Raw genomic sequence first — 865 nt, forward strand, 5'->3', positions numbered from 1 at the left:
CTGTACCGCTTTGCATTGAACACGGATCCGCGCCAGTGGGCTCCGGGCAAGGCAACGACGGTGAGCCAGACGGTGAGCTTGCCGGCCGATATGCCCAAGGGTAACTATGCGGCGATGCTGAACTTGCCGGATCCGGAAAGCACACTGCGCAGCCGTCCCGAGTATGCCATCCAGCTGGCCAACACCAACGTCTGGGATGCCAGCACAGGCTTCAACAACCTGAACCATACCGCCAGCATCGCTCCGTAATTCCTCGTTGTACTTGAAGAGACAGGCCGCTCGTTGAGCGGCTTTCACTCGGCCAGGCGAGTTTTCCTTCTTGCCTGGCTTTTTTTGAAAAGGAAAATATGAATATTTTCATAGCACGAAGCACAACAGCCATTGTTCTTGCCGCAAGTCTTGCCGCGTGCGGTGGCGGTGGCGGTGGTGACATCGGCACTGAAAGCGTCGACAGCAATACTAATAATAGTGGAAGTAATTCCGCATCAGGATTCTTCAGCGGTGCAACTGATAGTGCACAGGATGGCAGCAGTAACGTAGCGTCGGATAGCACATCCTCGATCGTCGAAACGTCACCCGTTCCTTCCGGCCCTAGCGCGGGCACCGGCACCGAAACAGGTACTGGAACAGGTACCGGTACGTCCGCCGATCCGGCTCCTCCAAACACATCCCCATCCGCAAATGTCAGCTACACGGCGAGCAGTGCGACGATTGCCAATCCCGAACGTGGCAACTATCGTCACTACAGCGATTGCGGCGCAGCGGCTTTTGATGTGACACAGCTGAAGAACTTCCGCACCCAGGACGGCGAAACGCTGGTCATGTGCGTGTTCTACCTGAGGAACTTCACCGCCTCCAACATCAG

1 protein-coding gene and 1 pseudogene are annotated in these 865 nt (G+C 56.4%); both read left to right on the plus strand.

What is annotated here, in order from left to right:
- On the plus strand, positions 1-249 hold a 249-nt coding region (locus ASE07_RS17325), incomplete at its 5' end, for a DUF4832 domain-containing protein (protein WP_162256898.1).
- 98 nt (positions 250-347) lie between these two features.
- Positions 348-865 (plus strand): annotated as a pseudogene (locus ASE07_RS29295) (hypothetical protein); the annotation flags it as partial.

This window comes from Noviherbaspirillum sp. Root189 (assembly GCF_001428545.1).
GTDB lineage: Bacteria > Pseudomonadota > Gammaproteobacteria > Burkholderiales > Burkholderiaceae_D > Noviherbaspirillum.